This is a genomic window from Streptococcus sp. 27098_8_74 (genome assembly GCF_041431705.1).
Classification (GTDB): Bacteria; Bacillota; Bacilli; order Lactobacillales; family Streptococcaceae; genus Streptococcus; species Streptococcus salivarius_E.
Window position 1 is genome coordinate 1 of sequence record NZ_JAPVYF010000046.1, and the last position, 8,122, is coordinate 8,122.

General features: G+C 42.0%; 2 protein-coding genes. Both read left to right on the forward strand.

The annotated features are described in order from the left end of the window. The coding region (locus O3670_RS10640; protein WP_371596145.1) for an Ig-like domain-containing protein at window positions 1-1,564 on the forward strand (1,564 nt) is incomplete at its 5' end. 466 nt (window positions 1,565-2,030) lie between these two features. Next, window positions 2,031-8,096 carry a ZmpA/ZmpB/ZmpC family metallo-endopeptidase gene (locus O3670_RS10645; protein WP_195950917.1) on the forward strand — a complete coding sequence of 2,022 codons (6,066 nt, stop codon included), beginning with the start codon at window positions 2,031-2,033 and terminating at the stop codon, window positions 8,094-8,096. Window positions 8,097-8,122: the final 26 nt, after the last annotated feature.

The window sequence follows — 8,122 nt, forward strand, 5'->3', positions numbered from 1 at the left end:
ACCAGTTGTCGCTACAGACCTTACTGACAAAGCAGGCACTAAGACTCCGGTTGAAGTGAGTGCAGAACCAGGAACTAAGGTTGAATTGTTCGATAAAGACGGCAACAAGATTGGTGAAGCTACAGCAGGCGCAGATGGTAAAGCTACTATCACCCCAACAGTTGACATTCCAGCAGGCAATGTGACAGCGAAAGCGACTGACGCAGCAGGAAATGTCTCAGATGCCAGCGATCCAATGGTAGCAACAACTGACACAACAGCTCCAGCCAAACCAGTAGTGAACACAGTTAAAGCTGGTGACACAGCAATCACAGGTACAGCCGAAGCAGGCTCAACAGTAGAAGTAACGCTTCCAGATGGCTCTAAAGTATCGGCTAAAGCTGATCAATATGGTAACTTCAGTGTTCCAGTCAGCGGTTTGAAGGAAGGTGACACAGTTTCTGTCACTGCAACAGATGATGCAGGCAACACATCAGCACCAACTACAGCAACAGTAGCGAAAGCCGATGATAAGACAGCACCAGACGCACCAGTTGTGAACACAGTTAAAGCAGGCACTACAGCAGTAACAGGAACAGCCGAAGCAGGCTCAACAGTAGAAGTCACTCTTCCAGATGGCTCTAAAGTATCGGCTAAAGCTGATCAAGATGGTAACTTCAGTGTACCAGTCAGCGGCTTGAAGGAAGGTGACACAGTTTCTGTCACTGCAACAGATGATGCAGGCAACACCTCTAACCCAACATCAGTGACTGTAGGTAAGGGAACTGATACGACAGCTCCATCAGCACCAGTTGTAAACCCAGTTAAAGCAGGCACTACAGCAGTAACAGGAACAGCCGAAGCAGGCTCAACAGTAGAAGTAACGCTTCCAGATAGCTCTAAAGTATCGGCTAAAGCTGATCAAGATGGTAACTTCAGTGTACCAGTCAGCGGTTTGAAGGAAGGTGACACAGTTTCTGTCACTGCAACAGATGATGCAGGCAACACCTCTAACCCAACATCAGTGACTGTAGGTAAGGGAACTGATACGATAGCGCCAGACGCACCAGTAGTGAATACTGATCTTACAGGTAAGGCGGGCACTCGTACTCCAATCGATGTTATTGCAGAACCAGGTTCTAAGGTTGAATTGTTCGATAAAGACGGCAATAAGATTGGTGAAGCGACAGCTGATGAAACAGGTCTCGCAGTGGTAGTTCCAACAGTTAACATTCCAGAAGGTAGCGTGACAGCTAGAGCGACAGACCTAGCAGGTAACGTTTCAGGAGCTAGTGCTCCAATGTTTGCCACAACAAGTGGAACAGTAGATTCCTTCAACAATGGTAAGGGTTCTGAGAATACTCCAACAGTTGTTAAACCATCACTAAATGGTAAAGTTGAGTCATCAACAACTTTAGCTAATCATATGAACCTTAAAGCAAGAGCAAACATTTCATCAACTGAAAAAGATGCTTCTACACTTCCAGAAACAGGAGACGAAGTATCTATCGGTGGCGTAGTCCTTGGTGGAATTCTTGCGGCAGCTGGACTTGGTTTAGTAGGAAAACGCAAAAAAGAAGACTAAAATAGTTAATAGGTTAAATCCCTCAATATAGTTAGTTAGACTATTTCAGTTTTCGAAAAAGAGACTCATCCCATAAGGGGTGGGTCTCTTTTGTGTCTATTGAACGATGATTTTTACTTACATTAAAATATTAGATATAAAATTGAATAAGAGAGATTAGCCCAATTATTTTTCTTTTGAATTATTAGTATTTTGAATTTCAATAGAATATTTTTACAAATGTTAGAGTCTTTATAATTATTTATATGAAAAGGCTTTAGAGGTTTTCATGAAAGAAAAGTATGGTTGCTAAATAATTATTTATATTGATTAAAAATTAGAGAAAATACTTGCCTAAAGATTAAAAAAAGGATATGATAGATTTCGGAAGAAGGATAATAAATGTATAGAGTGCGTGTTTTTCAGTAACGTCTTCGTTTTTGAAGTGCCTTTGGGGTACAACGATTAACATATAGGAAGATTATGAATGAAACAAGCAAATCATGTTTTTGAAAAAGTGACAAAATACGCCATTCGTAAATTGTCAGTTGGTGTCGGGCCAGTTGCTATCGGAACATTCTTGTTAGCAGGTGGTCTTTTCGTGTCTAAGCCAGTTTCGGCGGATCAGATTACTACGGATGCTTCGGTACATATGGCCTATGTTACTGAAAATGAATTGACAGCTGAAGAGCAGAAGCAAGTGATTCATGCTATTCCAAAGGAATATCAAAATGATGATACTTTTTATCTGGTCTATAAACGTAAGGGAGACAGTCAAGCTACTCTTCCTCAGACAGGTAGTTCTGACTGGGCCGCAACAGGTTTAGGGCTGACAACAGCAACTTTGGCTGTGCTCCTATTTTCAAAAAAACACCGCAAAAAGATTATTGGATTGGTCTTGATTGGAGCAGCAGGGCAAAGTTTACTTGTCCCTCTTGAGGTTCTTGCTTTGCAAAATAAGGAGTTACAGGCATATAATCAGACTCTGACTGTCTCAGATGAGGCGGATCTAGCTAAAGGTGTTATTACAATCGATGGTTATGAGTATGTCGGCTATCTTCGTTACTCGGCTAAGCCTGAACTTGAACAACCTTTGGAGAATACTTTGAAAGGACTTGAGCCATCAAGAGAAGATAAAAACACAGCAAGCCGGGATGAAATAGATAAAGAAATCAGTTGGAAAAAAGGAACTCAGGAGCCAGGTCATGAGGGCGAAGCTCTAGTTCAACCTGCTAATCCAGAGTACACTGGACCAATTAGCGCTAAAGGTACGCAAGAATCAGGTCATGAAGGTGAAGCAGCTGTTCAACCTGCTAATCCAGAGTATACGGGCCCAATCAGTGCTAACGGCACACAAGAAGTTGGCCATGAGGGTGAGGCAGTGGTTCAACCCGCCAATCCAGAATATACTGGTGTTATCAGTGCTAACGGTACGCAAGAGGTTGGTCACGAAGGCGAGGCTCTAGTTCAACCCGCCAATCCAGAGTACACCGGCCCAATCAGTGCTAACGGGACACAAGAAGTTGGCCACGAAGGCGAGGCTCTAGTTCAACCCGCCAATCCAGAGTATACGGGCCCAATCAGTGCTAACGGTACGCAAGAGGTTGGTCACGAAGGCGAGGCAGTTGTTCAACCTGCTAACCCAGAGTACACCGGTTCAATCAGTAGCGATACTACAAGTGCCAATGGTACCCAGGAAGTTGGTCATGAGGGAGAAGCGTGGGTTCAACCTACCGCTCCAGAATATACGGGCCCAATCAGTGCTAACGGCACACAAGAAGTTGGCCATGAGGGTGAAGCTGTGGTTCAACCAGCGGCTCCAGAATATACTGGTCCAATCAGTGCTAATGGCACACAAGAAGTTGGCCACGAAGGCGAGGCAGCTGTCCAACCAGATAATCCAGAGTACACTGGACCAATCAGTGCCAATGGAACACAAGAATCAGGCCACGAAGGTGAGGCCCTTGTTCAACCTGAGAATCCTGTTCATACCCCAGTTGTCGGCAGTATCACAGAGACTGAAACGCAAGCCATCGATTATCCTATCGAAGTGATTACGGATGATAACAAGTATATGGATGAAGAAGTTGTCGAACAAGAGGGTAAAAAAGGTAGCCAAGAAATCCAGAAAATTTACCAAACCATTGATGGTGTCAAGGTTGGTGAGCCGACTATTGTGTCAGGTAAGGTTATTGAGGTGCCACAACCTAGAAAAATCCGTCGTGGTAGCAAGCCTCTAGATGGCACAACGACGGAGGAGTCCATTGTAGAGCTTCCATTTAAAGAAATTGTCCAAGAAGATGATAGTCTAGAAAAAGGCACATTGAAAGTTGTCCAAGAAGGTCAAAAAGGCCAAAATATAATCACCAAGGTTTATAAGACTTACAAGGGTAACAAGACTGCTGAAGAGCCAACTGTCACTGAAACCGTGCTAGTTCCTGTCCAAGATCGTATCGTTCGCAAAGGGGCTAAGATATCAGAAAAACCAGTTCTTACACTGACACAGATTGACAAGGATGACTTGGGTCGAAGTGCCAAGCTTAGCTACCAATTGACTAATCCAGGTTCAGTAGCCATCACGACTATTAAAGCGGTACTTAAGAAAGATGGACAAGTTGTCCAAACGCTTGATGTTCCTAGCACGACCTTGACTGCTGATTTAACAAACTTAGACTATTACAAGCCGTATACACTTACAACAACCATGACCTTTGATCGTGGCAATGGTGAGGAAAGTCAGGTCCTGGCAGACCAAACCATCCAACTTGATCTCAAGAAAGTTGAGCTTAAAGATTTTGCCCGTACGGATTTGATTAAGTATGACAATCAAACAGAAGTGGATGAAACCCGTCTGACAGCTGTACCTCAAGACCTTACGAATTATTACTTGAAGATGACTTCGGCAGATCAGAAAACAACTTACTTGGCTGTCAAGTCTATCGAAGAGACAACAGTTGATGGTAAGGCGGTTTATAAGGTAACTGCAGAAGCGGACAATTTGGTGCAACGTGATGGCCAAAATCATTTTGCTCAAACTTATAGCTACTACATTGAGAAACCGAAAGCTAGTCAAGCCAATGTTTACTATGATTTTGCTGAGTTGGTCAATGCCATTCAGGCTAATCCATCAGGTGAATTTAGACTGGGTCAAAGTATGAGTGCTCGTCACGTTGTTCCAAACGGCAAATCATACATTACGACCGAATTTACTGGTAAGTTGATTAGTGATGGTGACAAACGTTTTGCCATCTATGATTTGGAACACCCATTGTTCGATGTTATCAATGGGGGAACCATTAAGAATATCAACTTTGAAAATGTAGACATCAATCGCCCTGGTCAGAATCAAATAGCAGCAGTTGGATTTAACCTTAAAAACAAAGGTTTGATTGAAGATGTTAAGGTGACTGGTTCAGTTACTGGTAATAATGACGTTGCGGGGATTGTCAATAAGATTGATGAAGATGGCAAGATTGAAAATGTCGCCTTTATCGGTAAGATTAACTCTGTTGGTAATAACTCGACAGTTGGTGGGATTGCTGGCTCAAACTACATGGGATTTGTTAACAGAGCTTATGTGGATGCGACTATTACGGCCAATAATGCCAATGCAAGTATGCTGGTACCATATGTCACCTACATGCTTAATAGCTGGAAGTCTGGAACTAAGGCAAGGGTAACAAATTCAGTAGCCAAAGGTGTTCTTGATGTTAAAAACACAAGATATGTCGGTGGTATTGTTGCCAAGACTTGGCCTTACGGAGCTGTTCAAGACAACGTGACCTATGCCAAGGTAGTTAAAGGTCAAGAAATCTTTGCATCTAATGATGTTGATGACGAAGATGGTGGACCTTATATCAAAGACCTCTTTGGGGTTATCGGCTATAGTTCTGCCGAAGATGGCACTGGTAGAGATACCAAGAGTCCGAAAAAACTCAAACATTTGACTAAGGAAGAAGCTGACAAGCGTGTTGAAGGCTACAAAATAACGGCTGATACATTTGTCAGCGAACCTTACGCGTTGAATACTCTTAATAATGTTTCTAGTCAAGCTGATTTTGCCAATATTCAAGACTATAATCCAGAATACAACCAGGCTTATAAGAATATTGAGAAACTTCAACCGTTCTATAACAAGGATTATATTGTCTATCAAGCAAACAAACTGGCTAAAAACCATAACTTGAATACCAAAGATGTACTCTCAGTGACACCAATGAAAGACAGTAATTTTGTCACAGACTTAAGCGATGCTAACAAGATTATTGTTCACTATGCTGATGGTACTAAAGACTACTTCAAGCTTTCAGATAGTTCAGAAGGTTTGAGCAACGTTAAGGAGTACACTGTTACTGATTTGGGTATCAAGTACACTCCGAATATTGTCCAAAAAGATCACTCAAGTCTTATTAATGGTATTGTTGATATCCTTAAAACGATTGAGTTGCAGTCTGATCCAATTTACCAAAAACTTGGTCGTACCGGTCCAAATAGAGTAAATGCCATTAAGAACCTCTTCTTGGAAGAAAGCTTTGAGGCTGTTAAAGCTAATTTGACTAACCTTGTGACTAAGCTGGTTGAAAATGAGGATCACCAGCTTAACCAATCACCTGCCGCTCAACAAATGATTCTTGATAAGGTCGAGAAAAATAAGGCTGCTCTCTTGCTAGGTTTAACCTATTTGAATCGTTATTACGGTGTTAAGTTTGATGATGTCAATATCAAAGAAATCATGCTCTTCAAGCCAGACTTCTATGGTAAAAATGTGGATGTCCTTGACCGTTTGATTGAGATTGGCTCTAAGGAAAATAATATCAGTGGATCAAGAACATATGATGCTTTTGGTGAAGTTCTAGCGAAATATACTAAATCTGGAGATTTAAATGGTTTCCTAAACTATAATAGAGAATTGTTCACTAATATCGACAATATGAATGATTGGTTCATCGATGCCACTAAGGACAAGGTCTATGTTGTAGAGAAAGCTTCGCAAAATGAAGGTGTCGGTGAGCACAAGTATCGTGCTTACGATAACTTAACACGTGGCCTACACAGAAAAATGATTCTGCCATTATTGAATCTTGATAAAACAGAGATGTTCTTGATTTCAACCTATGACACCATGTCATATGGAACAGCTAACAAGTACAATACGACTCTTGAGAAACTGAAACCTGAGATTGATCTAGCTGCCCAACGTCAAATCAACTACCTTGATTTCTGGCATAGATTGGCTACAGACAAAGTTAAAAACAGATTGTTCAAAGATATTGTCAATCCTGTCTGGGAAGGTTTCTATGTCTGGGGTCATGGTTGGCCAGGTTGGCCAGAGCGCTACGGTCAATTTAAAGACAGTACAGAAGTCTATGCGCCAATCCGTGAAATCTATGGTCCAGTTGGTGAGTACTATGGAGACAACGGAGCTATGGCCGGTGCCTATGCTGCTATCTATGACAATGCCTTTGATAATCGTGCCAAAGTTACTTTCGTCATGTCTAACATGATTAGTGAGTACGGTGCTTCGGCCTTTACGCATGAAACGACCCACATCAATGACCGTATTGCTTACTTTGGAGATTATGGTCGTCGTGAAGGAACAGACGTTGAAGCATATGCCCAAGGTCTTCTTCAATCACCAGCTACTCAAGGTCATCAAGGTGAATACGGCGCCTTAGGACTTAACATGGCCTTTGAAAGAGAAAACGACGGTAATCAGTGGTATAACACTAATCCAAACAAGTTGAACTCACGTGAAGCCATCGACCGTTACATGAAGGGCTACAACGATACCCTCATGCTTCTTGACTCACTTGAAGGGGAAGCGGTCCTCAGTCAAGGAAATCAAGAGCTCAATAACGCATGGTTCAAGAAGGTAGATAAACAGCTACGAGGTAACAGTAAAAATCAATACGACAAGGTTCGTGCTCTAAGTGATAGTGAAAAGGCTATTAACTTGACCTCTATTGATGACCTTGTGGACAATAACTTCATGACCAATCGTGGTCCAGGAAATGGTGTCTATAAACCAGATGATTTCTCTTCTGCTTATGTCAATGTTCCTATGATGTCTGCCATCTATGGAGGAAATACCAGCGAGGGTTCTCCTGGTGCCATGTCCTTCAAGCATAATACCTTCAGACTCTGGGGTTACTATGGCTATGAAAAAGGCTTCCTAGGTTATGCGACTAACAAGTATAAACAAGAAGCAAAAGCGGCTGGTAAGGACACCCTTGGAGACGACTTTATCATTAGCAAGATTTCTGATGGTCAGTTCAACTCACTAGAAGCCTTCAAGAAGGCCTACTTCAAAGAAGTGAAAGACAAAGCGTCACATGGTTTGACGACAGTTACAATTGACGGCACAACAGTAAGCTCTTACGATGATTTATTAGCCTTGTTTAAGGCTGCAGTAGCAAAAGATGCTGCAAGTATTAAAACAGATAATAACGGTAATAAATCAGTGTCAACAAGCCATACGACGAAACTCAAAGAAGCTGTCTATAAGAAACTCCTACAAGAGACAGATAGTTTCACAAGTTCTATTTTCAAATAATAGATGAAAGAATCCCCTTTGGCGAA